This is a genomic window from Sulfurovum sp. MH2-6, assembly GCF_058374785.1.
The window spans coordinates 1,206,295-1,231,543 of sequence record NZ_CM178170.1 but is presented as its reverse complement, the minus strand read 5'-3'; the positions used below and the strand labels follow the sequence as shown (position 1 = coordinate 1,231,543).

Here is a 25,249-nt window from a genome sequence, read left to right as displayed (position 1 = left end):
ATGTAAGTATATCCTTACTTGAAATATGACGATTTGACATATTTTGCAACTCACCGTACAATATACGATATGATCGCATATCCAATAAACGTATACCAAGGAGTCTAAGGTGGAAGGATCTATGAAAGTCAGCTATACCGTTATGTGCAACAACGACGTCAATCTTGAGGTAACCCTCTCAAAGCTTCTATCAAATGAAAAAGTAGCCAAAGCAATCAAAAGTGAATTTGCAAAAGGGATGAGAAACCTGACACTTACCTCAAATGAAGAGGCGTCACTCTATATCAAAACTGAAAAAGAGGTCTATGAGTTCACTGTCAGTAAAAATGATTTTGCCGATATCCTTGTTTTGGCAGAAGAGGATGCACGTAAACATAAACGTATCAAAAAAGAGTGTGAAGGGGTAGAATTGGTAGATATCGTTACGTTAGACTAACGCATCTATGTTATACTTAATAAAAACTATTTACTAAGACTATTGATGGCCAAAAAAAAGAAAAAACACTTTATAAAACTCAACAATAAAATCAGAAACTATTTTCAGGGGCTCCCTTTTGACGAGGGTGTTACCATGCTTGATGATGACAAACTTATCGAACTGGTGATGTTTTTGGAGATACCGATGGTGAAACTCGAACGCGAAGAGATGATCCGGGCACTGAGACGTGTCTGGAGCGAAGAGGGATACAAGACCAGAGAACAGATCGTCTCCTATCTGACCCAGCCATACAGGGCTGTACCGAAGGGGAACAATGCCCCTGCCCATATAGATAAGGTTGAGAAGATACTCCAACTGCTTGAAGGGGTTGAACATACCAAGGATGAAGAGAACAGGATACTTGATGCGTTTATTGATGCCCGTCCTGCAAAGATCACGAAAGAGAAGGTGATCGCAAAGCTCGGCTATCTTCGTCTCAAGGGACGTTTGCATTCATTCGAAAAAGCCCTGGACGTGCAGTTCAACAGTCTCAATGAAATGACATTCTATGAAAGTTTTACCTTCTGTCTGAAAGAGCATGACTTTACCAAGAAGCTGCTCTGTATCTCTGATCCTATCCCTATGGAGAAGATATGGGAAAAGAGTGATGAGGAGATCAAAACGATACTAAACGAAATAAAAGAGAAGGTCTACGCGGAGAAAAAAGCCTCTCTTGATATCTTTCTTACCCATCTCAAAGCCTATCATCACCCCTACCTCACTGAGGAGGAGATGACCAAAGCCTTAAAAGGTCTGGCACCTGAAGAGAACCTCTACCATGCACCGATAGCGTTCGAAACCGTTGAAGAGATATTAAATAATATAAGTGACAAGTACCATATTTTCGAAAGTATCGATCATATCGTGATAGAAAAAGAGAAGAACTATGCGCTCTTTGGTACAACACTCTATTATATGACCTCTGTCTCTTATGAGAAGACGCTGCTCTATAACTTTATCTGGCGTGGGGAAGAGCTTCCTGTCAAAGATGAGCTCAATGATGTCAACGACAGACTCCTTGAACACTTTAAACTTGCCGTCGAAGAGACCTATGAAGAGATGCGTGACATGTGCGGTACCCTCAAGGTGGATGAGGAGGTGATCGAGGGATTCATCGTTCGCTATATAGAAGCACAGGTGCTCTCATCACGGACATTGAAGTTCAAAGAGAAGTCCAAACGCCGTATCCTTTTCCACTTCGGAGAGTATCTCAAACCCCTGCTTGCCAGACAGAAACGAGAAGAGTTACTGGCAAAAACGATCCGTGATTTTAAGAGGCTCTTCCCGCTTGCGCGTGAATTGAAACGAAAGATCATCTTCCATGTAGGTCCTACCAACTCGGGGAAAACCTATAGTGCGCTTCAGGCACTCAAAGAGTCAACAACCGGCTACTACCTCGCTCCGCTGCGTCTGCTTGCACTGGAAGGGTATGAAAGTCTCAAAGCAGAAGGGGTACACGCTTCCCTCATCACGGGAGAAGAGGAGATCATCGATGAAGCCTCAACCCATATCTCCTCCACGATTGAGATGATGAACAGCAGCGTGGATGTGGATGTCTGTGTGATCGATGAGATCCAGATGATCGCAGACCGTGACCGAGGGTGGGCATGGGCCAATGCGCTGATCGGTGCCCCGGCTAAAACAGTGATCCTGACCGGTTCGTCTGACGCACTTGAAGCGGTAACAGAGATATGCGAATACTTGGAAGAGGAGCTTGTTGTTAAACATTTTGAACGCAAAAACGAACTGGCAGTGATGAAGCAACCTACTTCCATCAAGCAGATCGAACCCAAAACCGCCATTGTCGCCTTCTCCAGAAAAGAGGTGCTCTCGCTCAAGCAAAGGCTCAGTGAACGCTACCGTGTCTCTGTCGTATACGGAAACCTCTCACCGGAAGTCAGACGTGAAGAGGCAAGACGTTTCAGGGAGGGAGAGAGTGATATCCTGGTCGCAACCGATGCGATCGCTATGGGGCTTAACCTCCCTATCAAGACGATCCTTTTTGCCAAAGACAATAAGTTTGACGGGCTGCGGAGACGTGAACTTCTTCCAACAGAGGTCAAGCAGATCGCCGGACGTGCAGGTCGCTACGGTATCGAAGAGAAGGGGTATGTCGGAGCGCTCGATGAGTCGATACTCTATACGATAGAGGAGGCTTTTCACGCTCCCCTGCCCGATCTCAAACTCCCGTTTTCTGTGATGGCCAGCCTGGAGCATGTTCTCTTGATCGGAGAGATCCTGGAGACGGATAATATCCTCGAAATCCTGGGCTTCTTTGCAGACAATATGGAGTTTGAAGGACCGTTTGTCGCTGCCAATATCGACTCTATGCTGGAGATCGCATCCATCGTCAGCGAATATGAACTGGATCTTAAAACACGTTTCTATCTCTCCTGTGCACCGGCAAGTATCTCCTCACCCTATATAGAGTCGGTCTTTCACCGCTATATCAGACAGATCGAAGCAGGCAGGAAGGTGCTTTACATTCCGCCAAGAGACCTGCCTGCATTTGCACAGACCAATGATATGCTGCTCAATGCGGAAGACCGTGTGCGCGAGATATCTCTCTATCTATGGCTGAGTTTCAAATTCCCTGATCTCTTCGAAGATACGCAAAAAGCGATCGATGCAAGAGCAAGGCTCAACCAGTTCATTGAGAAATCCCTGCAGAAAGGGAGCTTCACCAAAACATGTAGAAAGTGCGGAAAAGTGCTAGACTTCTCTTACCGATTCTCCATCTGTGACGAGTGTCACAGCAAGGGAAGCAGAGGCGGTTACGGTTCATCCAAACGCGGTAGTTACCGAAGCCGCCGCAGAAAATAAAACAACTAAACATTTAAACCGTCCATTAAGGATACATTGAGAGACCGGCTTTGCCTCTCTCCAAAAATATAAATAAGGAGTAACGTTTGCATACACCGCTTACTGAAGAACAGAAAGAGCTCATAACACAAAAAGAGAGCTTCATTGCCCAAAAGGCCACACTTCTGAAAGAGTATAAAAGTTATCAAAATGATCTTGAATATGCAGCAGATAACTTTGAAGAGAGTTTGATCGAAAATAAAAGAGAAAAACTGGCAACGCAGATCAGAACACTGGGTCAACAGATCAGAGAGATTGAAAGTTGGGAGAGCCAGGCATAAGATGATGAGTAACACGCTTCATGATACCCCTTTCTCTCTAGTGCTTGCCGGTGGCGGTGCACTGGGCATCGCACACTTAGGTGTACTTCATGACCTCGAGTCCAAGGGAATCAAACCAGCAGAGATTATCGGTACAAGTATGGGCGGGATCATCGGTGCATGTGCAGCCATAGGCTTGAGTGAAGCAGAGATCTATCGGCATATAGAAAACTTTTCCGGACTTCTCAACTGGGTCAAGTTCTCATGGAACGGCAATGCCGTCGTCTCCAATGGTAAGATAAAACGCATCTTTGCCGACATCTTCGGAGATAAAAAGATGTGCGATACTGCTATACCACTCAAACTGATCGCTACCAACCTCCATACAGGCGAGAAGAGAGTCTTCACAAGCAGTGATGATCTTTTGATCAGAGATGCCCTGCTCTGTACGATGGCAATTCCGGGGATATTTGATGAACATATCATCGGAGAGACTGCCTATGCCGATGGGTTTTTATGCGAAAACCTGGGGGTCAATGAAGCAACGCATGAGATGATACTTGCGGTTGACGTACTTGGGAAACACTCATTTCGTCACGATCTTCCCGATAACTTTTTTAAAACCAATAATGTGTTGGAGATGTTTGAAAAGTCCATGAGACTGCTTATCTACAACCAAACACAGGTACACCTGAGAAATCTAGAGAAAAAGTGTATCCTTATAGAGCCTGATACTAAAAAATATAAAACTTTTCATTTTCATAAAACTTCGGAGATAAGAGCCCTTGGAATGGGACTTTTAGAAGGCTGAAGCACGCCTACCCGAAGGGATGATCTTCAGGTAACCGGTATGCGTTAATGATTTAGACTTCTGTCGCCGTATGGGGTACCTTATGGTACGTTTTGTTCTTGTCCAAAGGCATCAATGTAGGTTTCTTCGGATCGGTTGCCCTCTTCTCTTCTGCAGCTTTAGGTGCTTTTTTAGATGCAGGTGTTGGTTTCTGCAATGATTTTTTCTTCCGGATTTTTACAACGATCATCCCCTTCTCTTCCTCCATCTTGATACTGTGCTCATCCGCATCTGCGGGAAGACTCTGAGAACGCTGCATCACAGAGGTGTAGCGTTGTTGTGACTGCACTCCCTGCTGCTGGCTCTTTGATCGATGTGTCACCTTGGCCCTGAATGTGAGGATCCCGTCTCTGACAGAGAGGTTGATCTCATTCTCTTTATCGGCTTCTACCCCTGTATTATAGAGGTAGTGTGTCCCTTTATCTACGAAGATACTCCCGTTTGAGGGTGTCATCGAAGGCAGATGAAACTGCATATTGGGCTGGTTGAGCTGTTGTGAACGTTTCTCCATCCGCTGATGCATACGTTCAAAGACCTTGTCCATCTCTTTTTGCATCTCATACATCTCTTTAAAGAGGTCATCACCGAACGGGTCATCAAAAAAAGGCTCATTATGGAAAGGGTCACTTGCCTGCAAAGTCACTGCACTCAACACCGGTAAAAGTAAGAGTGAAATTTTGTTTTTTAACATCTGATACTCCTTACTGTCGTTTCAAAAATTATAAAAAAGTTAGGTTAATCTTTTTTAAATGAGATGACACACGCTATAATAGCTCTAAAGCGCAGAAAGGAATACCGTGATAGAGAGTGGATTGGAGTATATTGTACTACTGGTAGTGGTGGCATCATCTATCGTACTGATAGAAAAGAAGACAGAGGCAAAGCTTTTTGAGTACCTCCCCTCTATCGTGATCCTCTACTTTACGGTGATGCTTCTCTCTACACTGGGTGTCTGGCAAAAGACAACCGAGATCACCGCCACCTATAAAACACTCAAAGCCAACCTGCTTCCGGCCATGATCTTTCTGCTGCTTCTCTCTGCCGATATCCGCCATATCGCCAAACTCGGCAAAAAGATGATACTCACTTTCCTGCTCGCCTCACTCAGTATCGGCATAGGGTTTATCGCCATGTTTGCCCTTTTGCATACCTACTTTGAACCTGACTCCTGGAGGGCGTTTGCAGCACTCAGCGGTTCATGGATGGGCGGTACGGGTAATATGGTGGCGATTCAGGGGGCACTGGATGTACCAGACAGCAAGATGGGATATGCCCTGCTTATCGACTCTATCGACTATGCGGTATGGGTGATGATCCTCCTTGCCCTTGTACCCTTTGCAAAGCACTTCAACCGATGGAGCAGGTCAGATACCTCGGTGATCGATGAAATAGGAGAGAAACTCTCGCTCAACCACACAGAAGAAAAGAGTACGCCCCTCTCACTCTTTACCCTGCTCAGTGCCGCGGGGCTTATCTCTGTGACATCACAGTGGTTGGCTGTCCTGCTTCCGACCACGGACTTCCTGACCCAGACCACCTGGATCGTGATCCTTGCGACACTTGCCGGGATAGGAGTGGCGATGACCCCGCTGGCAAAGCTCTCCGGTTCGATGAGACTGGGCAATATGATGCTCTATCTGCTTGTAGCACTCATTGCCAGCCGGGCGAACTTTGCCGAACTCACCGAGGCGCCGCTCTATATCATGGCAGGATTTCTCATCATAGCGGTCCATGCTACGGTCATGGTACTCTTCGCCAAACTTTTCAGACTGGACCTCTTCAGCCTCGGAGTCGCATCCCTGGCAAACATCGGAGGCGTCGCCTCTGTACCCATACTCGCTTCAGCCTACTCCAAAGCCCTGATCCCTATCGGTATACTAATGGCGATGATGGGATATATCCTGGGGACCTTCGGCGGTCTGATGGTGGGAAAAGTGTTGGAGATGATAGGCAGATAAGGTTTTAAAGAAACTATGAAAACTTTATCTAAGATAAGAAAATGCGCTTAAAAGCATTAAATCTTCGCATCTGGTATTGGCATAAATCGACTTTTTAGAATTTACACCATCAGATTTACGTTTCCCGAGTCAGAAGGAAACCCCTCTGACTCGGGTGAGCTGATATTTTATACATCAGGCATTGGGTTTGCTTTTGCATCTGCGATCGTATCCCAAAGATAGATCGGTCCCGAATTGTAATTACAATCAAGCTCTACTGATTTCTCTAGGCGGGTTACTTCACATTTTCCGACCTTACCGTCGTGCAGAAAAATAAATGTACTTCCCGAATACCCTACTGAAGCTTCATCAGTATAAAGCACTTCACCGTCAGACGTGTACTCTATATCTAACACTCTGCTCTCCTCAAAAGTGTTCATAGAGTATCCATCCTCATCATCCTGGCATGCATCTGTATAGTAGAAGCTTTTACCCACAAGAATCGATGCTGCTTCACCGGTCACCGGCACCTCCTGATAGATTTGCCGATTTGGTGCACACAGCGTAATAGCAAATTCATCCATATCTTCTATAGCATAAAACTGGGCATCATAACATCCGTTTGTGTATGCAGTCAGGATTTCTATATAATATCCCTGATCAAATTTCATCAGACTTCCATCCGAACTGACCCCGTATATACCTGAATCATACCATGAAACATCACTTGCATTCTTAAATAGAATGGTATCTTCGTCAAATTTCATTTGGATCCCTTCAGGATCCAACATCTCGTCATCAAAAGTAATATTCCAAGTTGTTGCGTCACCGAGTGCATTGTTTCCCAAGATGACATCTTTGCCATAAAAGCCCAGTTCATTTTCGCCTAGTGCATTGAATTCGGTATTGACTTCAGAGTCACTCTGCTCTATTATTATAGGGTCGCTTTCGCCACCTCCACCACCACAGCCATTGATTGAAAATAAGACACCTGCTACAATGACAGACGTACTGATCCAATTTTTTTTCATTCTCTTCCCCCTGTTTTATAAAGAATAAAATTGAAAAATAATTATATCGATAGAACGTGATATAAGTGTTATTTTCTATAAATCAGTAAAAAAAGTTCACAAAAAATAAAGATGGGGAAAAAGCCGGCCGCTTGCTACCGCCCGAAAGGGCTTGCCGGCTGGAGGTTTGCCAGAAGCAGCAGCGCTCCAAGAGTGATCACAAGCAGTGCCGAAGCAAGCTGAAGCAGCCAGCCGTATCCTCCCAGGAACCGTTTCCCTCTGTTCCGCACGGCAACGGAAGCGATACCTGCAAGTGAGATCGTCAGTCCCATACCGATACTCATCACCAATGCACTCACCACTCCAACAGCAACATGTCCCATCGAGAGAGCGAAGAGCGTGATCGTCATAACGCCTGGACAGGGTACGATCCCTGCCGAAAAGGCTACCGCATAGCTGCTGCGATTTGAAATCTTTGCCTGTTCTTTTTCATTGCGATCTTTCCAGCTCTCGTAGACAAGGTAGCATCCCACCAGGATGATCAGTACCCCCGAGGCGATCATGGAGTAGCCGCTGAACTCGCGGAAACTCCTGGAAAAGAGTGCATCTATCAGGTAGTAGATCACCAATGTCAGCGTCAGTGCCGAGAGCGCGTGGACAGTGGCGATCAGATACCCCATTTTCAGCGCCTGCTTGTAGCTTCCGCCTTCGCGCAGGAAGTAGAGCCCCACCAGTGCCTTGCCGTGTCCCGGCCCGACTGCATGGATGACACCATATACGAAAGCGATACCGATCACGGTCAACGCGGCGGTAAGCCCTTCCGGTGAATCAAGGTTTTTCAGGTTTCCCGAGACCAGTTTGTTGAGTTCATACTGCCAAAGGGTGATCGTGTGCAGCAGCGAGGCATAAAGTTCACTCATTTCAACTCCAATACATAAGCGTAGTAGTACTCATATTCATGCTCATAGATCCTAAAGGAACGCCCCGGGTTTGCCTCTTTGACAAAGGCTTCCGTGACCTGGTAAGCGGTCATATTGTCTATATCAAAGAAGCGGATCGTTTCCGCCTCGGCAGGACGCGGCAACGTGAAGATAAAGACCAGCTGCGCCCTCTGGATAGAAGCGCTGAAATCCCGTGCATCACCGGTGGAGAGCTGCTCTTCCCCTTTGAAAAAGTAGGTGTAGTAGTCGTGCTCTTTCAAAGAAGCAAAGATATCATTCCCCAGCATCTCGCTCTCGGCGGGAGAGAATGCATTGTCATGATCAACATCGTAGTCCATGATCAGCATATTGGAGGTCATCTCGTCAAAGACCCAACGCAGCTGGATCGTATCTTTCCCTATCTTGGGATAGACATCGACAAACACATGGGGGTGGGCGAAAAGCGTTAAAGTAAAAACAAGCAGAGATATCACTATTTTCATGATGAAGATTATAACCGAAATAGCTAAATATTGCGTTTTTAAAGGAGTTTTTTATCTATCAACTTTTTCACTATTTACGGCCTGCCTATACAGCTTCCTATTGAGGAGAAAGCATACCCGGAGATCGCCCACTGCAGGGAAGCTTCATACTCTCCAAAACCCGCTCCAGGTTTATAAAAAATGGTTAAGAGATCACCACTGTTACCTATGTATTTTGCACCCGTAGCATCAGATATGACCAGACTCCATGTTGTTGAGTTTGTAGCGCGTGTCGTCGCATCCAGGCCCAGCGTAGCAGTCGTGGTCATCTCCCCGATAAAAGAGAGTTGGGTGGGTACTTTGTTATAAAGCTCCGTTTTATCCTTATCAAGATAAGCCACATAGTGCCTCTCGAAAATACACTCAAAATTGGATAGGTTGGGCTCTGCGGCAGATACAAAAGATGACGAGAAGAGTGTTATCATGCAAAACAAAAACAACTTAACCATTGAATCATTCATTCAATCTCCAATTACACCTGACTACGAAAGGAACTTTTTTCATTACCACACTGCACGTGGTCATGCATTTTCACCTCTTATAATAGCATAAAACATTCTCTAATAAGGGAATCCGCCGGGTACCTACCTCCTCATATTCTCTCCCGGGCCGGGAATGTCAAATATCCTGTGATTAAAACCACAGGTACATACTTGATCTTTTATTGAGTATAGTTAATTCGAAATACTCTGAACAGCTGCTAGCGGCAAGCCCATAGCACACGTGCAATGGTAACAGATGCTCTTCTCTCGGTTGGCAGTAACGCGCAAAGGGTGCTTCTTCCCAGTGGATAAGCCTTTGCGTTCTTTCCTCTTCACTTATATTCTGATCGGAGCAGGTCTCGATCAGCCATTGTTCGAAGGATTCATTCTGATATTTCGACTTCTGAGTCTCAGGAGTAAAAAATGCTCTCATATTATGGAATGAAAAGCCTGATCCTATGACAAGCAGGTTATCATATTCCAACTCCTGAAGTGCCCGGCCGATCTTGATATGTTCCAAGGGGTTAAGGCTGTTGACCAAAGAGAGCTGGATGCATGGGATGTCAGCATTTGGATACATTATTTTTAGAGGGACAAAGAGGCCATGATCAAAGCCCCGTTTATTATCAAGGGCCGCTTTTATCCCGGCATCTTCCAAGGCTTTATGGACTTTACCCGCCAGTATCGGCTCTCCCTTACAAGGATATTGGATACTATATGACTCTTCCGGAAAGCCGTAATAATCATAGATAAGGGAGGGCTCGCTACCCGATGTAACGGTTGGTATCTTCTCCTCCCAGTGAGCGCTGACGACTAAAATAACTGAAGGTTTGACTAACTTGGAGGCAATTGTCTCTAAACAGGAAACCATCTCTTTGTGATCTCTGTCGCCAAGAAGCGGCAAAGGGCCACCGCCATGGGAGAGATAGAGTACCTGAGGTCTGTTTTTCATCAAAGTTCCTTTGCTGCATCGTAAACTGTTTTTCTTCGTTAGCACGTTGCACGTGGCAATGCATACCAACCATTATACCCCAATAAGATACAACAATGCCTCCGGACCTGTAGGTCGGGGTACCCCTACCCCGACATTACCATCGGATACCGTCTTATCTCTCTGTCGGGATGAGGGCATCCCGACCTACGGTATTCTCTCCGGATTGGGGACAAGAGAAAAGCACTATTACTATCACCAGACACCTATATCCTTTACTATCACCAGACACCTATATCTCTATATCCAATATATCCTTGCCTCGTCTCACCTCTCCGTAGGTGAGATGCAGAGACTATGACTTGGTTTCATGGGTATTGCTGACTCGTTCCCGATCTCCTGATCGGGAATGCGCCCTGACCAAAAGGAGGAAGTGCCCTTGGAGTGACTATACAATATCATAGTGGAAGTTTCGTTCCCATGCTTCGCGTGGGAAGGACCACTGAATATTATCCTGCCATCTAACGATGGATTCGTAGGTTACAGCTGGATTTATCTGCTATATGCATTACCACGGACACCGTGGTAACGAAGCAAACAACTAGCACAGATAGAGTGCCATCCCCAGGTTCTGTTTTGAGCAATTTGAAATAAATGACTTTAGAGATTCAAAATACTCTGAAATGTACTCAAATCCTTCATCGCCATCTCTTTCCCAAATATTCGGATATATGTCTAATCTCTCCATATCACCGGGATCGTAATTGTTGTGCAGCTGTTCTGTTGTAACTTTAGAGAGCTTCCCATCGATTTCCTTCACTGTTTTGCTGTCAAATAACCTGACCGGACCATAACCTACTTCAATTTCTCCAGCTGTTTGTCCACCAACCGTGATAAAATCCATGGGTGCCTCAGCTTCGTAATCCGTTTTGTTTAAACAGTAATGTATGCCGTGCCATGATTTATCGAGGTCACCATCTATATTTTTACCTTCGACAAATTCCAAATTAGGGATCGCCTGTCTTGGTTCAACGCTCTTTTTACCAAATAGCCTCGCAAATATTCCTTTCTTTACTTTGTCCACACTTTCGAGATATATTTCAGGATCATCTGGTGCTATGAGCCTCCAAATCAATGGCGGAGACTCAAGAATCTTCTCAATATTATTATCAGACACACTCTGAAGCGCTAAACACATGCCCATTTTTATTTTCCTTTTTCTTCGTTAACACGTTTCACGTGGTAATGCATATCCAACCATTATAACCTAATAAGATACAACAATCCCTCCGGACCCGTAGGTCGGGGTACCCCTACCCCGACATTACCATCGGATGCCGTCTTATCTCTGTGTCGGGATGAGGGCATCCCGACCTACGGTATCTTCTCCGGCTTGGGAATGAAAGAATAAAACCTTTAATGACACTTTATATTCTAGTCTGCATTCCCATCGAGACGATGTGTATAGTCAAGGGACATCCTTTACAGGTGTAAAGGGACATAGTTTACACTTTTTAAAATAAAAGCTAGAGTTTTTTCTATCTAAGAAGATAGGAGAGACTGATGGCATGGAAAGTGAGAACAAAAATGTCAGAGAGATATGAGTTTGTAGAACTTGCACGCAAAGAAAATTGCAATTTTTCACAACTGTGTAAAAGGTTTAACATATCAAGGCCTACAGGGTATAAATGGTTAAAGAGATATGAAGAAGGGAATTTATCCAGTCTCAAAGATAAGAACCGAAGACCTTATACGTCAAATAATAAAACCTGCAAAGAGATAGAGAAGTTAATCTTGGATCTAAGAGTAAAACACCCTAGCTGGGGTGGGCGTAAACTCAAGAGAAGATTAGAAGATATGGGTTATTGTCATATACCCAGTGCAACCACCATAAGTAATATTTTAAAACGCAACGGATGTATCGATCAGGTATCTTCAGATAAATCCAAATCCTATATTAGATTTGAACATCCGTATCCTAATGATCTATGGCAGATGGATTTTAAAGGTTGGTTCAAGATGGATACGCAAAGATGTTATCCATTAACGGTACTTGATGATCATTCAAGATATTCTATCGTATTGAAGGCTTGTCTATATGAGCGTACCAATATTGTACAGGCTGCATTGATTGAAGCCTTTAGAGCATACGGTTTGCCTAAAAGAATGACTATGGATAATGGAGCTCCATGGGCCGGTCATGACAGAAACCAGCTAACAGCACTTACTGCATGGCTTATCCGTTTGGGTATTAAGGTCTCACACTCCAGACCTTATCATCCGCAAACACAGGGGAAAGATGAACGATTTCATAGAACACTCAAAGTAGAACTATTAAACCATAGACACTATTCTAACTTAGAAGAGGTCTCAAAAGTTTTTAGAGAGTGGAGAAATATCTATAATACACAAAGACCTCATGAAGCCCTTGATATGAATACGCCTCTTTCCAGATACCAGGTAAGTCCAAGAAGCTATCCCGAAACATTACCTCCAATTGAGTATGACTATAATGATACGGTAAGAAAAATAAACAGGGATGGGAAACTTAGTGTTCAAGGTATCGTATTTACGATTAGCAGAGCATTAGAAAGTCAATATGTCGCCCTGCGTCCTACAAAAACCGATGGCCTGTTGGATGTATATTACTGTCACCAAAAAATTAAAACTTTGGATTTAAGAGATAGATAAATCCCTCTTGGTTACAATAGTTAAAAGTGTAAAGGATGTCCCTTTACAGTTGTAAACTATGTCTCTTGACTATACACGATGGGAACGAGTCAGTAGCAATAAAGCTGTCAGTTTTTTCGTCTCCATCGGGGCGAGAGTAGGCTTGGTACTGCCAAACATCTTTTGTAGGTCGGGGTATCCCTACCCCGACATTACCATCGGATGCCCGCTCATCTCTCTGTCGGGATGAGGGCATCCCGACCTACGGTATTCTCTCTGGCTTGAAAACAACAGAATATTCCGATAATAGAGGACATTTTATCCTACTATATTTTGATAGGAAAAGATGATAACTTAAAAATCAAACGGATGATGGACCATCAGCCATGCCTCTACCCCTTCATTCCCGTATGCTACATCTACACGTACAGGAATCTCGGCAACCATGGAGCGCAGTGAGATCCCCACGTCAACCTTCATATCACTCAGCAGTTCGGTGTTGTAGCGGTCGTGTACGCGCCCTGCTTCTACGAAGCCGACGACCTGGAACCAGTCTAGCGGGATATTCTCGGCAGCCAACTCACCAAACGTACCGTCTTTGATGGGGTTATAGTCCAATATCATACGGTACTCCGCCGTACCATAGATCGCAGCCTTGTCTGCAAACCTGTCCGAGTCATATCCTCTCATACGCATAAAGCCTCCCAGTCGCGGCCCGTCCCACATAGGGGGCCGGTGTGCGTCTATACCGGGACGAAGTTCACTGTCATTTTCCCAGCTGAAGGAGTATGCCGTCCAGAAGTTAAGTGCCAGAACATTTTGACGTGTGAAGGAGAAGGTATCCAGATCAACATAGTTGCTGGCCTTGAACTCCAGAAAGTCCCAGCTCTGCAGGCTGTCAAACTTGCCGAAGTCTCTGGAGTACTGAAGGAAAAAGCTGTAACCACGTGAGGGGTTATCTTCATAATCGGTATTGTCATGGGACAAAAAGAGCCTTAATCCATTGCTGTTCCACTCTGCAGGTGCATCTATCCCTGCACCCAGTGCATCGAAGAAACTGTCGATGCTCTGATGCTGATAGAATAGTGTGAACCCTATACTTGTTCTGCCTGTCACAAAAGGGAGACCACCACCCGCATTTTCACGCTTTACTGCAAAACCCTCTTCAATCTCATACACCCCCTCCGGATTGTCGATCCCCTCACCCCAGGGGAGTACATAACTCAACATCCCCGTGATCATGTTGTTGGTAGCCGGGCTTACAAGGAGATCCTTGTCATTGGAGTCATGGCTGCTGTCAAAGTAGAAGTTCTGTCTCGGCATCTTGGTGAGAAACCCGTAAGAGCTGAAAAAGAGACGGTCGCTGCCGGGCACGCCGAAATTATCCAGCAGATAGAAACCCCCTCTGGTATACTCACTCTTCTCCTCACCATTGACCACCACATCCTCTTTCAAACTGACGAAAGCACTGAGGACCAATGTCGTCTGAGGCTGCAATACCCCCTGTATGATCGCACCTGCACCTCCTACCCTACCCATAGACTCTGAACTAAACCCGTAGGGCAGAAGGATCAGATTGTCATCCCTGTAGAAAAGCAGATCAGCAAGAGAGGTCGAATGCTCTGTAGACTCCGCTACCACCAAGGAGGATGCCAATAGTGTAATACATGAGAGTTTTTTAAGTTGCATAATAGTCATTATAGCTATCGGCCACCTCTAAAAACCTTAGAAGCAGAGAAGTGATGATGCGTTCAAAGATCTGCCCTTACTATAATTAAGTCACTCTGCTGTATCATCACTTCTATGAAAATCGTTGATATCAAAACCACCCTTCTCACCGCCCCGCTCAAGACCCCCTTTATCACCTCTCTGCGCCGTGTAGATACGCTTGAAGACCTCGTCGTCATCATGACCTGTGATGACGGTACAGTAGGTTACGGGGAGGGAGCTCCCACTCCTGTGATCACCGGTGAGACGATCGATACGATGAAGGCTGCTATCGACTATCTCAAACCGTTTATCATCGGGAAAGAGATCAGCGAACTCGATACTATATTAAAAAATATACACACTAAGCTTCTGCACAATACCACGGCAAAATCCGCCCTTGAGATCGCACTGTATGACCTGAGAGCAAAAGCTGGGAATCTACCGCTCTACAGACTACTCGGCGGGTCTAAAAGAACGTTCAAAACCGATATCACGATCAGTATGGATGAAACCCAAAAGATGATCTCCGATGCCCTGCATGCCGTGAGTATCGGCTATGATACACTCAAAATAAAGATCGGCGATGATCCCATCAAGGACAGTGAACGTATCATCGCCATCTATGAAGCGCTGCCGAAGAACATCAGGCTGAGACTCGATGCCAACCAGGGATGGGAAGCAGATGAGGCGATCACACTGCTCCAGAAGATCGAATCCTACGGGATCATCGCAGAGTTTATCGAGCAGCCGCTCAGAGCAGACGACATCGACGGCCTAAAGCAGATCAAAGATGCCGTCAAAACCCCTCTGCTTGCCGATGAGTCGGTCTTTTCGCTCAATGATGCCAAAAGACTGCTGGAGCACGATGCAGTGGACTATATCAATATCAAGCTCGATAAGTGCGGCGGGATCTCCAAAGCCCTTGAACTGGCAGACCTCTGTAAGAAGTACGGGGTGAAGTGTATGCTTGGGTGTATGCTCGAAGGACCGATCGCCATTGCCGGGGCACTGCATGTAGCCTCTGCGAAAGCGGACACCATTACGATGATAGATCTGGACGGGGCGGCACTCCTCGCACACAATCCTGTAAGCGGTACTATCCTGTTTGATGAGAGTAACCTTCTGCTCTCTGATGAGATCGGTCTGGGGATAGACGCTATCTCTTAAAGTAACAGAGCAGAGAGATTTTGCCTCTTCTCCCTGCTCTATATACCATCTATTAATCAAACCCTATTAGAATAAAAGAAAAAGTACTATGATGAAACGACTGATACTGCTTGGCCTCTTTGTGATCACTACCATTCAGGCTGAATATATGCTCAAAGAGAGTCATCGTGAGAAATCACGTATAGACAAGATGCCCAAAAATGTCGTTGCCGACATGAAACATATCCCTCAGGACCCGGCATACTATGCCAATCAGCTCAAACCATTCAATAAAAACGAACAAAAAGAGCTTGATGCACTTTTCAATGAAAAATACTTCAAACCCTGGGAGCTCAAAAAGATCGATATCCCTGAGCAGGATTTCGGATGGGAAATACGTTTTATCACCAAAAAACCGATCTACAAAGAGGACGGGAAAATCATTCCCCCATCTTCCTATCAAAAGTGGATCCACAATGCCAATATGAATGCACTTGATACCAAAGGGTATAAAGCGATCACGATCCGTCGTACCGATGTAAAGGCACTGCCTACTGCAACAGCTTTTTACCGCGATCCGAGCAAAACGGGGGAAGGGTTTCCTTTTGACTATAACCAAAACTCAGCCTATCATATCAATGTACCGCTCTATGTCTCCCACTTCTCCAGGGACAACCGGTGGGCATTTGTCCGGGGGGCCTACGCATTCGGGTGGGTAAAGGTAAAAGATATCGCACTGGTAGGCAATGATTTTATCAGAGCATTCAAAAACGGCAACTACGCCATGAGCATCAAGGATAACCTGCGTATCTTCAAAGATCAAAAACCATACTCGCTCGTCAAACTGGGTGCCCTCTTCCCGATCTCGAAAGACCAAAAGCATTATCTGATCGCATCACGTGACCATAAAGGCCATGCCCATATAGAAAAACTCCGTGCGGAAAAGACCGAAACTGTTGCGCGTAAGCCTCTGGCCTTCACCCCTGAAAACGTCACAAAACTTGCCAAAGAGTTTTATGGCGAACCTTACGGTTGGGGCGGGAGCTATGAGTGTAGAGACTGCTCTGCCACGACACGTGACTTCTTGGGAGTCTTTGGTATATTTCTCCGCAGAAATTCCGGTAAACAGGCTGAGGACGGAAAGAAAATCTCTATCAGAGGGCTGGAGAAGCCTTTCAAAAAACGCAAGATCATCAAAGAGGCTGAACCCTTCCGTTCCCTACTCCATGTTCCGGGGCATGTCGTACTCTATATGGGTGAGTACAAAGGCGAACCCGTCATTATGCATACCTACTGGGGGATCCGCAAAAAAGATAGAACCAAACTCATCACGGGGCGGACTATCATCACCTCCCTGGAACCGGGGAAAGAGCGTTCTGATGTACGAGAAGAGAGCAAACTGATCAATACATTGCAGAATATTGTGACGTTTTAACGGGAGTTACGCTAAAATCCCGTTATGAGAAAAGAACGCATCAAAGTATTTACAACCACCATCAATGCAGGAAAACACAAGGGTAAAAAACTTGAGATCCCTGCAATAGACACCACCAGAAGCTCCAAGGGTATCCTCAAAGAGTCCCTTTTTAATACCCTGCAGTTCGATATCATAGACAAAAATTTTGTTGAGGTATTCGGCGGTTCAGGCTCAGTAGGCCTTGAAGCACTCAGCCGAGGGGCAAGCGATGCCTACTTCAGTGAGTATAACAAAACCGCCTATCGTATCCTTGAGAACAATGCAAGAAATATCGATCCGGCGCATACGCATCTCTTCTTCGGAGACAGCTTTGAGAAGTTTGAAACCATCTACGATATGGTCAAAAGATCAGGGGTAAAGAGTTATTTCTATTTCGATCCTCCCTTCTCTACACGTGACGGGATGGATGAGGTCTATGACAAAACGATCGACCTGATCGAAATGATCGAGCCTGAAGTCTGTGAAATGGTGATCGTCGAGCATATGAGCAACCTTGATATGCCCGAACAGGTCGGCCAACTCACACAAACCAAGCGTAAAAAATTCGGGCGCAGTACCCTCACCTACTATCAGCCGACACTATAACACTACAGAGCGTGCCAAAGAGGCACGCTGATATCTGCAAATATAACACCTTTAACATCTCTTTTCACTTTACAAATCCCCCTCTTTATCGCTATACTATCTCTATCATAAAAAGGAGCAGAAGTATGGAAAAAAACGTTAAGCTGGAAGCGTATTACGCACGTTGTGATATGAGCCAGATCAAAGGGCACCTCAAAGAGTTTTTGGAGAAAGCCAAGGAGGAGATCCCTCAGGTCACACCCGATGAGATCGATCTGGAGAAGATGGTACTTATCGATGTACGTGAAGCGGATGAGTTTGCTTCGGGCGTCATTCCTGCCAAGACCATCTTCACGATCCCGCGGGGCAAGCTTGAGTTTGCCATCGATGATAAGTTAGTCGACCTGAGTGATCAACATATCGTCTGTTACTGTCTCAAGGGGGCCCGGGGAATTCTGGGTGCCAAAACCCTTAAAGACCTTGGATTTAATAATGTTTCCAACCTGGAAGGCGGTATCGAAAGCTGGGTACGCTCAGGAAAAGTCATCAAAAACTATATAGGCTACTTCAAAATGGAGAGTAACTGACCGTGTCCACAAGAAACAAAGAGTCACATATCGCCCTCTTTATAGACAGTGACAATATCTCACACCGTGCCTTGGACGGGATCATTAACGAACTGAGCAAGTACGGTGTGGTCAACATCCGCCAGGCCTATGGAAACTGGACGAAAGACAATCTCAAAAACTGGGAAGATAAGCTTCTGGAACTTGCGATCAAACCGATCCAGCAGTTTGACTACTCCAAAAACAAAAATGCCACCGATATCCTGATGACGATCGATGCGATGGACCTGCTGCATACCAAGCAGATCGATGCATTTGCCTTCGCTACCAGTGATTCGGACTTTACGCCCGTAGTGATGCGTGTACAGGCTGAAGGAATCAAGGTCTACGGTTTCGGTGAGAAGAAAACCCCTAAACCCTTTATGGCAGCATGTTCCCAGTTTATCTTTACTGAAAACCTGATGAGCAATGCATACACCAAAAGTCCTACGCCTGAGGAGAAAGTCCAGGTTGCAAAACGCAAAAACGGTGCGGAGATGCGTCAGGACGGCTGGCTGGTCAACCTGCTTAAAAATGCCGTAGAACAGACGATGGAGGATGACGGCTGGGCAAATCTTGCCGATATCGGTCAGTATATCAACAACAACTCCTCCTTCTCCCCGATCAACTACGGGTATAAAAAGCTGAGTCAACTCATCGACCAAATCGATCTTTTTGATATCTACGTCGATGAGAACAGCAAACAGATGAGTATCAGGGATAAGCGCTACAGCTCTTAAACTCCCTGGATACTCTTCTCAAAAACCGTTTTATCCGATTCATTGTGAAAAACAAAATAGACAGTGATCTTCTGCCCCTCTTCCAGAAACTCCTTGACACTTTGATAGGCGATACGTGCTGCTTCCTCTTTAGGATATCCATAGATACCTGTGGAGATCGCAGGAAATGCGATATCTCTGCATCCAAGTGCCAGTGCAACGTTGAGTGAAGTGGTATAACAGGATGCCAGCAGTGTTTCACACGCACTGCCGCAACTTCCAAAAACCGGTCCGACCGTATGGATGACATAGGAGGCATCCATAGCCCCGGCAGTTGTCGCAACTGCCTGACCTGTAGGTAACCCATCCGGATAACGGCTGTTTCTGATCTCCCTGCACGCATCCAGGATAGCGTGACCGCCTGCCCGGTGTATCGCACCATCCACACCGCCGCCTCCCATGAGCGAACTGTTTGCCGCATTGACGATCGCACAGACCTTCTCTTTGGTAATGTCTCCTGTTTTGATCTTGATAGCTTTATGCATGCGTCTCTCCTGACTTTTTCAATACATAGCGTGTAACAATAGGTCCCAAAAACTCATGGATCACCGTGGTTGCGATCACCACATGAAGCAGTGTCGGTGCGATCGAAGCAAAGGCCGGTTCATTTTGGAGTGAAAGTGCCAATCCTATCGCGACACCGGCCTGAGGCATCAACCCGATCCCCAGGTATTTTTTGACCTGCTTATCGGCACCGGACACTCCTGCACCCACCCATACACCGCTTACTTTTCCAAGTAATCTAAAAACGACATAAGAGATGACGACCAAAGGCATCGTAAGAAGTGTACTGAGGTCAAGGTGCATCGCTGAGAGTATAAAAAAAAGCATAAAGATGATCTCCTCAAGATGATTGTCTATCTCCTCTTCTACCAGGTCAAAATCATCCGAGACATTGGTCATAACCACCCCCATCACAAGTGCACTGAAAAGCGGTTCAAGTTCCCACTGTGCACTCAATGCATAGACGATAAAGACCATCCCCAGTGTAGAGATGGTCTCCATCCCTTTATGATGTTCAAAAAGCTTATCGATCAAAACTGAGATCAACGCGCCTATCCCTCCCAGCAAGGCACTCAGGATGATCATCCAGACGACTTCCCACAGATATCTGAAAGTAAGCTCACCCCCACTGATAAATACACCTCCAAGCATGACAGCGAAGGTAAAAAGTATCAGTGCCAGGGCATCATCCAGTGCAACCACGCCCAACAATGTAGTGGTAAATTTTCCTTTGGCTTTCAGTTCGTGGGTGATGGCGATCGTTGCAGCGGGAGCCGTTGCGGCTGCAAGCCCTCCCAAGAGGATAGCAAACTCTGCAGAACCTCCCAGCACTCTCAAAGAGAGATAAAACCCGATACTGACCGCCAAAAATGCAAAGAGCCCTTCAAAAAGTGTAATGGTCATGATCTGTTTTCCCAACCCCTTGACCCGTTGGTACTTCAGATTCGCCCCGACCAGTACAGCGATCAAAGAGAGGGCAAGGTCGATCACGACATGTGACCCCTCCACAAAACTGAGGGGTATGATCCCCAACAGTTCAGGACCGATCAACAATCCCAAAAAAAGATATCCGACTACTTTGGGCAGACCGACTTTCGGACTTGCCCACTGCATCAATGCACCTAACAAAAAGATAATCCCTATATATAAAAGTGTTTGCATTATTTCCCTGTTCTCTTTCTCTCTATTCATTATAACAAATCTATGATTAGTGGTATAATAACAGTAACAAGGAGTAAAAAGGTGCCAAAATCGCATAAGGTTGTCTATAGTATTTATATGATGGTGTGGATCATCATGGCCATTAATCCCAAGTACCGTGCAGACTGGCTGCTTGAAAATGTGTTGGTCTTTCTCTTTTTCCCTTTTATCATCTGGATGGACAGCAGACACCACTACTCCCTGGTCAGTATCGTACTGCTTCTGATCTTCGCCTCATTGCACTCTCTGGGATCACACTATACTTATGCCGAGATGGAGCACTTTGATGCGATCACCCAGTTCTTTGGGTTTGAGCGCAACCACTTTGACAGGGTCGTACACTTTCTGTTCGGGTTGTTGCTCTTCAGGATACTCTTTGAGATGATCACACAGAGTATCAGTTCGCTCAAAACAGCACTCTTCTTTACACTTACCACGGTAATTTCCATTGCTACCGTCTATGAGATGTTTGAATGGCTGGCTGCGGTGACCTTTCACCCTGAGCTTGGTCTGGCATTTTTGGGTACACAGGGTGATATATGGGATGCACAGAAAGATACCCTGGTTGCGATCATCGGTGCATTGATCAACTTCTTTTTCTATAAACAGTATGATAAGGTACTCCGGATGCGTAAAAAACAGGAGCAAGGCGAGGAAGCGTAATTGTATAAACTGAACTTTTTTGTACCGGTAGAAGCGAAAGAAGCGGTGAAAGAGGCACTTTTCAAGATCGGTGTAGGAAAATATGAAAACTATGAAGAGTGCAGCTTTGAAACATTGGGTACGGGGCAATTCAAGCCCATTGAAAAGGCGGCTCCGTATATCGGCACGCTCGGAGAAGTCGAAAAAGTCGAAGAGTACAAGGTAGAGATGATCTGCAGGGATGAGCTCATGACGCTTGCCATTGAGACACTGAAAGAGGCGCACCCCTATGAAGAGGTGGCCTACGAAGTATTCAAAATGGAAGATTTTTAAAAAAAACAATAGAGGTAACCGGAATGATAGGACTGATCAAAAAACTCTTTGGAACACAAGAGGAGAAAGAGTTTATCCCTGATCCACCGGGTAGAACGTTCAAACGCGTACCTACCAGTAAATATTTTGAAGGAGAGTATCCTCCGGAAGAGACAGCGAACATCGCAAAAGCAAAACAGAACAAGATAGATCAGATCAAAACACTGGAACTTCTTCCGAAGTTTCTGCGCTATAAGTTTAACGCTAACGATACGCAAGAGACTGCTGCAGCCTACGTGGTCTTTCAGAAAGAAGTTTTTGATGAAAAGTGGCATATGGTGCATGTCACAGAGGTCTCCTTCTGGGTCAAGGCTACAGAGTTTCGGGAGTTTGAAGAGATGGCAGGCGTCAGCCTCCGAAACGACTTCAGGGATCTTACTCAGATCAACAATGAAACCTATCGCGGAGATGAACGAAGAAAGGAGAAGAGAGAACTCTTCTGAGCCAACGAAAGCGTGTTATAGGTTGGGTTGCTCCTTTGCCGCTTCCAGTATCCCCCTGAGCAGTGATAAGAACTCCTCTTTATTGCCATAACCGTTCAACTGATCTATGATCGTCTCTCCGTCACTCTTGATAAAATAAAAAGAGGGTGTCCCCAGAGACTTCATACCGAGCGGAAGTTTTTCTGTCACTACATTGGTTTTGACCACCACGAAGGATTCATCCAGGAGTGCACGTACTTCGGGTTCCACCATCACCTCTCTGTCCATTTTGATACACCATTTACAAAAAGGCAGCACCCCTCTTATCATAATGACCTTCTTTTGCTCTTTTGCTCTCTCTACCGCCTCTTCAAACGTATAGACCTTGGCACTGTGTGCTTCGATCATCTCTTCCGCATACTCAAATATAAAGCTGCTCAGCGCTTCTATCTGCTCTTCATCAAGCAGATCGTGCATGGAGGGCATATCCGGGTAGAAATATGTCAGTTCTTTGGGCAGAACACTCTTTTCCCTTTCAGGTGAAGCGATATAGGATGCGAGATACTCCTCGACCTCCATTCGCTGAGACTCTTCATCGGCCTTTCTGTCACCGACATTCAACCTCATACCGAATGAAAGCTGGTTCAGCGTGGGTGCTTTGAGCTGCAGCAGGGTGTTATTCTGCTCGGCATTTGCAATCACTTGACGCATCGGCAGATAATAACTGTGGCACGAAGCACAGTGCCTGTCAAAAACTTCTGCCCCCTCTGAGGCAAACAGGGAGAGCACACCTCCCATCCAGATCATGAGTCTTTTCATCTTTTCTCCTCTTACGTTGGTACATCTCTTTAGAGGATACCCCCTTTGTGATGATAAAATATCAGTTTAAAACTGACATTATAACGTAGCAAAGATCTACTTTTCAGATGTAAGAGTTCATTCAAAAATCTTTTCACAGTAACCATATTGCTCCCTACTTTGTTATAATACCTGTAAGGAGCGGACATGGCAGAGTTTGGAAGAGTATTAATGATCATGGGGATAGTTATTCTCACCATCGGCTTTTTACTCAGTTTCGGTGACAAACTCCCCTATAATCTGGGGAGACTGCCCGGTGATATCACTATCAAAAAGGAGGGATTTACTTTTTATTTCCCTATCACTACATCAATCATCATCAGTGTGATTTTGTCTCTTCTTTTTTATCTTTTTGGAAAATATCTAAAGTAAGGAGATGTGGATGACCTGGAATATCCCCAACCTCTTAAGCCTGTTTCGTATCATCGCTGCACCTTTTCTGCTGCTTAGCGGCTGGCTAGGTATGCCGACACTCTTTTATGCCATTTTGGGTGCGATGCTGCTCTCTGATGCCTTGGATGGTTTTATCGCCCGTGCACTCCGTCAGACCACTACGCTTGGTGCACGTCTGGATACCTACGGCGATGTCCTCACCTATATCTCGACACTCGGAGCAGCCTGGTGGCTCTGGCCGGAGCTCATACGAAACGAGCTTTCCTATATCGGTGCAGCAGCGGTACTCTATGCGGTCCCTGCTCTCTTCTCGCTGATCAAGTTCGGTAAACTCGCCTCCTATCATACATGGATCACGAAGATCTCTGCGATACTCATGGGTGCGGGTGTGGGGATACTGCTGCTTTTTAAAGAACCGATGGTCTTTCACTGGGCTGTCTACTTTTTGCTCATAGAAACAGTAGAGAACATGGCTATCACACTGCTGTTGAAAAAAGAACAAACCAATATTCACTCACTTTGGCATGCACTGAAATCAAGGAGATAAGATGCAGTTTACATTTTTGGGGACAAGTGCCGGAAAACCGACAAGAGAGAGGAATGTCAGCGCACTGGGCCTGGAGTTTGACCAGGATACCCAATGGTACCTTTTCGACTGCGGGGAAGGAACGCAGCACCAGCTTTTACGCAGCAGGCTATCGGTCGGTAAACTCAGTACGATCTTCATCACCCATATGCATGGAGACCACTACTATGGGCTGCCTGGGCTTCTCTCCTCCAAAAAGCTCGATAAAGCATTCAACCCTTTGACCATTTACGGGCCGATCGGCATCAGACAATTCATAGCGTGCGTCATGAAGGATATCAGCTATGAGAAACTGGGCTACGAACTGACGATCATAGAGTATACCCCCTACGATGAATATACCTTTGATAAATTTACCCTGAAGGTCTTACCGTTGATTCACTCTGTAGAGAGTCATGCCTTTTCTATCAAAGAGAACGATACCTCCAACCGCCTTGATGAAGAGAAGCTGAGAGCGAAGGGAGTGGAGCCCTCACCGCTTTTCGGAGAGCTTAAAAGAGGGAAAAAGATCGTAGTCAACGGTGAGACCATCTCTCCTGAATCGTTTATGCTTGAACCGCATATCGGCAGAAAAGTGATCATAGCCGGTGACAATGCTGTACCCGAGATCATGGGCGATTACCTCGAAGAGATAGACCTTTTGGTACATGAGTGCACCTATCTGCAGGAGACCTATGACCATCTTCCGGTCAAAGTACAGCATACGACGGCAAAAGATCTGGGTAGATGTGCCCAGGATCACTGTGTCAAAAACCTGATCGCAACGCATATCAACCCCCGCTATAACGCAAACGGCAGGATCGGTATCGAAGCGGTCGAGAAGGAACTGGCGCGTTACTACAAGGGAAACCTCTTCATTGCAAATGATTTTGACACCTATCTGCTCAACAGGGATGGCATTATCATACCGCTTTAATCTCTCCTGATCTTTCAATGAAGAGCGTGACGAATGATTGCTTGTCTTAAACCATTATTTATTGTATACTCAGAGGATTTAGGTTCAGCTAGTAATGTATACAGAAGTTTCAGAGAACATATGAGGATTTCCC

General features: G+C 45.7%; 29 protein-coding genes. 18 read left to right on the top strand and 11 right to left on the bottom strand.

From position 1 onward, the window contains the following. Nucleotides 1–109 precede the first annotated feature (109 nt). From AC4JOV_RS06275 to AC4JOV_RS06260, 4 genes are all read left to right on the top strand, one after another. Nucleotides 110–436: a hypothetical protein gene (locus tag AC4JOV_RS06275; RefSeq protein WP_229935995.1), complete on the top strand. Its 327-nt coding sequence runs from the start codon at nucleotides 110–112 to the stop codon at nucleotides 434–436. A 45-nt stretch (nucleotides 437–481) separates the two neighbouring features. Next, nucleotides 482–3,301 (top strand): helicase-related protein, encoded by a 2,820-nt coding sequence (locus tag AC4JOV_RS06270; RefSeq protein ID WP_229935996.1) that lies wholly within the window; start codon nucleotides 482–484, stop codon nucleotides 3,299–3,301. An 86-nt stretch (nucleotides 3,302–3,387) separates the two neighbouring features. Beyond that, nucleotides 3,388–3,621 carry a hypothetical protein gene (locus AC4JOV_RS06265; protein WP_229935997.1) on the top strand — a complete coding sequence of 78 codons (234 nt, stop codon included), beginning with the start codon at nucleotides 3,388–3,390 and terminating at the stop codon, nucleotides 3,619–3,621. Between the two features lies 1 nt (nucleotide 3,622). Beyond that, nucleotides 3,623–4,411, top strand: coding sequence for a patatin-like phospholipase family protein (locus AC4JOV_RS06260; RefSeq protein ID WP_229935998.1), 789 nt, complete (start codon nucleotides 3,623–3,625; stop codon nucleotides 4,409–4,411). Nucleotides 4,412–4,463: 52 nt separating this feature from the next. Here AC4JOV_RS06260 and AC4JOV_RS06255 read toward each other — a convergent pair whose 3' ends face one another. Beyond that, entirely contained in the window at nucleotides 4,464–5,141 is a 678-nt protein-coding gene (locus AC4JOV_RS06255) for an Hsp20 family protein (RefSeq protein WP_229935999.1), read from the bottom strand. Between the two features lie 106 nt (nucleotides 5,142–5,247). On the opposite strand from AC4JOV_RS06255, the gene AC4JOV_RS06250 reads away from it, so the two are divergent. Further along, the gene (locus AC4JOV_RS06250; RefSeq protein ID WP_229936000.1) at nucleotides 5,248–6,408 is read left to right on the top strand and encodes a DUF819 family protein; all 1,161 of its coding nucleotides are present in this window, start codon (nucleotides 5,248–5,250) and stop codon (nucleotides 6,406–6,408) included. 167 nt (nucleotides 6,409–6,575) lie between these two features. On the opposite strand, the gene AC4JOV_RS06245 is transcribed toward AC4JOV_RS06250, so the two are convergent. The 5 genes from AC4JOV_RS06245 to AC4JOV_RS06225 form a co-directional block, all read right to left on the bottom strand. Then, nucleotides 6,576–7,418 (bottom strand): hypothetical protein, encoded by an 843-nt coding sequence (locus AC4JOV_RS06245; protein WP_229936001.1) that lies wholly within the window; start codon nucleotides 7,416–7,418, stop codon nucleotides 6,576–6,578. A 134-nt stretch (nucleotides 7,419–7,552) separates the two neighbouring features. Continuing rightward, nucleotides 7,553–8,317, bottom strand: coding sequence for a nickel/cobalt transporter (locus tag AC4JOV_RS06240; protein ID WP_229936002.1), 765 nt, complete (start codon nucleotides 8,315–8,317; stop codon nucleotides 7,553–7,555). Next, nucleotides 8,314–8,820, bottom strand: a complete 507-nt coding sequence (locus AC4JOV_RS06235; protein ID WP_229936003.1) for a DUF1007 family protein — start codon at nucleotides 8,818–8,820, stop codon at nucleotides 8,314–8,316. Before AC4JOV_RS06235 ends, AC4JOV_RS06240 begins: the two co-directional genes overlap by 4 nt. Nucleotides 8,821–8,894: 74 nt before the next feature. Then, nucleotides 8,895–9,200 carry a hypothetical protein gene (locus AC4JOV_RS06230; RefSeq protein ID WP_229936004.1) on the bottom strand — a complete coding sequence of 102 codons (306 nt, stop codon included), beginning with the start codon at nucleotides 9,198–9,200 and terminating at the stop codon, nucleotides 8,895–8,897. 292 nt (nucleotides 9,201–9,492) lie between these two features. Next, nucleotides 9,493–10,293, bottom strand: a complete 801-nt coding sequence (locus tag AC4JOV_RS06225; protein WP_229936005.1) for a DODA-type extradiol aromatic ring-opening family dioxygenase — start codon at nucleotides 10,291–10,293, stop codon at nucleotides 9,493–9,495. Between the two features lie 52 nt (nucleotides 10,294–10,345). Here AC4JOV_RS06225 and AC4JOV_RS06220 point away from each other — a divergent pair, with 52 nt between their 5' ends. After that, on the top strand, nucleotides 10,346–10,633 hold the full coding sequence (locus AC4JOV_RS06220) for a hypothetical protein (RefSeq protein ID WP_491522203.1): 288 nt from the start codon (nucleotides 10,346–10,348) through the stop codon (nucleotides 10,631–10,633). A gap of 240 nt (nucleotides 10,634–10,873) precedes the next feature. Here the strand turns inward: AC4JOV_RS06220 and AC4JOV_RS06215 are convergent, their stop codons facing one another. Then, complete coding sequence (locus tag AC4JOV_RS06215) at nucleotides 10,874–11,476, bottom strand: YfbM family protein (RefSeq protein ID WP_229936006.1); 603 nt, start codon at nucleotides 11,474–11,476, stop codon at nucleotides 10,874–10,876. A 359-nt stretch (nucleotides 11,477–11,835) separates the two neighbouring features. Here AC4JOV_RS06215 and AC4JOV_RS06210 point away from each other — a divergent pair, with 359 nt between their 5' ends. Then, complete coding sequence (locus AC4JOV_RS06210; protein WP_229936007.1) at nucleotides 11,836–12,963, top strand: IS481 family transposase; 1,128 nt, start codon at nucleotides 11,836–11,838, stop codon at nucleotides 12,961–12,963. A 333-nt stretch (nucleotides 12,964–13,296) separates the two neighbouring features. Here the strand turns inward: AC4JOV_RS06210 and AC4JOV_RS06205 are convergent, their stop codons facing one another. Continuing rightward, a complete protein-coding gene (locus tag AC4JOV_RS06205; RefSeq protein WP_229936008.1) occupies nucleotides 13,297–14,631 on the bottom strand; it encodes a BamA/TamA family outer membrane protein in 1,335 nt (444 codons plus the stop codon). 114 nt (nucleotides 14,632–14,745) lie between these two features. Between AC4JOV_RS06205 and AC4JOV_RS06200 the strand changes: the two genes are divergently transcribed. The 5 genes from AC4JOV_RS06200 (at nucleotide 14,746) to AC4JOV_RS06180 (ending at nucleotide 19,184) form a co-directional block, all read left to right on the top strand. Next, nucleotides 14,746–15,819 (top strand): mandelate racemase/muconate lactonizing enzyme family protein, encoded by a 1,074-nt coding sequence (locus tag AC4JOV_RS06200; protein ID WP_229936009.1) that lies wholly within the window; start codon nucleotides 14,746–14,748, stop codon nucleotides 15,817–15,819. A gap of 91 nt (nucleotides 15,820–15,910) precedes the next feature. Beyond that, the gene (locus tag AC4JOV_RS06195; protein ID WP_229936010.1) at nucleotides 15,911–17,233 is read left to right on the top strand and encodes a C40 family peptidase; all 1,323 of its coding nucleotides are present in this window, start codon (nucleotides 15,911–15,913) and stop codon (nucleotides 17,231–17,233) included. A 24-nt stretch (nucleotides 17,234–17,257) separates the two neighbouring features. Next, the gene (rsmD, locus tag AC4JOV_RS06190) at nucleotides 17,258–17,860 is read left to right on the top strand and encodes a 16S rRNA (guanine(966)-N(2))-methyltransferase RsmD (RefSeq protein ID WP_229936011.1); all 603 of its coding nucleotides are present in this window, start codon (nucleotides 17,258–17,260) and stop codon (nucleotides 17,858–17,860) included. A gap of 125 nt (nucleotides 17,861–17,985) precedes the next feature. Continuing rightward, nucleotides 17,986–18,426, top strand: a complete 441-nt coding sequence (locus AC4JOV_RS06185) for a rhodanese-like domain-containing protein (protein WP_229936012.1) — start codon at nucleotides 17,986–17,988, stop codon at nucleotides 18,424–18,426. A 2-nt stretch (nucleotides 18,427–18,428) separates the two neighbouring features. Continuing rightward, entirely contained in the window at nucleotides 18,429–19,184 is a 756-nt protein-coding gene (locus tag AC4JOV_RS06180; protein ID WP_229936013.1) for an NYN domain-containing protein, read from the top strand. Here the strand turns inward: AC4JOV_RS06180 and AC4JOV_RS06175 are convergent. Beyond that, nucleotides 19,181–19,708: an O-acetyl-ADP-ribose deacetylase gene (locus tag AC4JOV_RS06175; RefSeq protein WP_229936014.1), complete on the bottom strand. Its 528-nt coding sequence runs from the start codon at nucleotides 19,706–19,708 to the stop codon at nucleotides 19,181–19,183. The two genes, AC4JOV_RS06180 and AC4JOV_RS06175, sit on opposite strands and share 4 nt — an antisense overlap. Continuing rightward, a complete protein-coding gene (locus tag AC4JOV_RS06170; RefSeq protein ID WP_229936015.1) occupies nucleotides 19,701–20,888 on the bottom strand; it encodes a cation:proton antiporter in 1,188 nt (395 codons plus the stop codon). The genes AC4JOV_RS06175 and AC4JOV_RS06170 overlap by 8 nt, the downstream gene beginning before the upstream one ends. Before the next feature lie 81 nt (nucleotides 20,889–20,969). Here AC4JOV_RS06170 and AC4JOV_RS06165 point away from each other — a divergent pair, with 81 nt between their 5' ends. Genes AC4JOV_RS06165 through AC4JOV_RS06155 form a run of 3 tightly spaced genes read left to right on the top strand, consistent with a single transcriptional unit; the run spans nucleotide 20,970 to nucleotide 22,384 of the window. Further along, nucleotides 20,970–21,590, top strand: coding sequence for a DUF2238 domain-containing protein (locus AC4JOV_RS06165; RefSeq protein WP_229936016.1), 621 nt, complete (start codon nucleotides 20,970–20,972; stop codon nucleotides 21,588–21,590). Beyond that, on the top strand, nucleotides 21,591–21,902 hold the full coding sequence (locus AC4JOV_RS06160) for a YqfO family protein (protein WP_229936017.1): 312 nt from the start codon (nucleotides 21,591–21,593) through the stop codon (nucleotides 21,900–21,902). It begins immediately after the preceding gene. A 23-nt stretch (nucleotides 21,903–21,925) separates the two neighbouring features. Then, the gene (locus AC4JOV_RS06155; protein ID WP_229936018.1) at nucleotides 21,926–22,384 is read left to right on the top strand and encodes a hypothetical protein; all 459 of its coding nucleotides are present in this window, start codon (nucleotides 21,926–21,928) and stop codon (nucleotides 22,382–22,384) included. 15 nt (nucleotides 22,385–22,399) lie between these two features. Here AC4JOV_RS06155 and AC4JOV_RS06150 read toward each other — a convergent pair whose 3' ends face one another. Beyond that, entirely contained in the window at nucleotides 22,400–23,182 is a 783-nt protein-coding gene (locus tag AC4JOV_RS06150) for a thioredoxin fold domain-containing protein (RefSeq protein WP_229936019.1), read from the bottom strand. 186 nt (nucleotides 23,183–23,368) lie between these two features. Here AC4JOV_RS06150 and AC4JOV_RS06145 point away from each other — a divergent pair, with 186 nt between their 5' ends. The 3 genes from AC4JOV_RS06145 to AC4JOV_RS06135 are packed head-to-tail and all read left to right on the top strand — an operon-like array spanning nucleotide 23,369 to nucleotide 25,116. Continuing rightward, entirely contained in the window at nucleotides 23,369–23,593 is a 225-nt protein-coding gene (locus AC4JOV_RS06145; RefSeq protein WP_229936020.1) for a DUF2905 domain-containing protein, read from the top strand. Nucleotides 23,594–23,603: 10 nt separating this feature from the next. Next, nucleotides 23,604–24,161: a CDP-alcohol phosphatidyltransferase family protein gene (locus AC4JOV_RS06140; protein WP_229936021.1), complete on the top strand. Its 558-nt coding sequence runs from the start codon at nucleotides 23,604–23,606 to the stop codon at nucleotides 24,159–24,161. A 1-nt stretch (nucleotide 24,162) separates the two neighbouring features. Beyond that, nucleotides 24,163–25,116, top strand: a complete 954-nt coding sequence (locus tag AC4JOV_RS06135; protein ID WP_229936022.1) for a ribonuclease Z — start codon at nucleotides 24,163–24,165, stop codon at nucleotides 25,114–25,116. Nucleotides 25,117–25,249: the final 133 nt, after the last annotated feature.